Source organism: Actinacidiphila epipremni, from assembly GCF_012034175.1.
GTDB classification, from domain to species: Bacteria; Actinomycetota; Actinomycetes; order Streptomycetales; family Streptomycetaceae; genus Actinacidiphila; species Actinacidiphila epipremni.
Map to the genome: position 1 here is coordinate 1 of NZ_JAATEJ010000089.1, position 407 is coordinate 407.

At 67.8% G+C, this 407-nt stretch carries 1 protein-coding gene; it reads left to right on the forward strand.

What is annotated here, in order from left to right; all coding sequences use genetic code 11:
• Nucleotides 1-2 precede the first annotated feature (2 nt).
• The coding region (locus tag HCN08_RS34580; RefSeq protein WP_031526384.1) for a roadblock/LC7 domain-containing protein at nt 3-407 on the forward strand (405 nt) is incomplete at its 3' end.

Here is a 407-nt window from a genome sequence, read left to right on the forward strand (position 1 = left end):
CGATGAGCCAGGCGGCACAGAACCTGAACTGGTTGATCACCAACTTCGTGGACAACACCCCCGGGGTGTCCCACACCGTGGTGGTCTCCGCCGACGGCCTGCTGCTCGCGATGTCCGACGGGTTCCCCCGCGACCGCGCCGACCAGCTCGCCGCCGTCGCCTCAGGCCTGACCTCACTGACCGCCGGAGCCTCCCGCATCTTCGAAGGCGGCACCGTCAACCAGACCGTCGTCGAGATGGAACGCGGCTTCCTCTTCATCATGTCCGTCTCCGACGGCTCCTCCCTGGCCGTACTCGCCCACCCCGAGTGCGACATCGGCCTCGTCGGCTACGAAATGGCCCTGCTCGTCGACCGAGCAGGCACCGTACTCACCCCCGACCTCAGGGCCGAACTGCAGGGCAGCCTG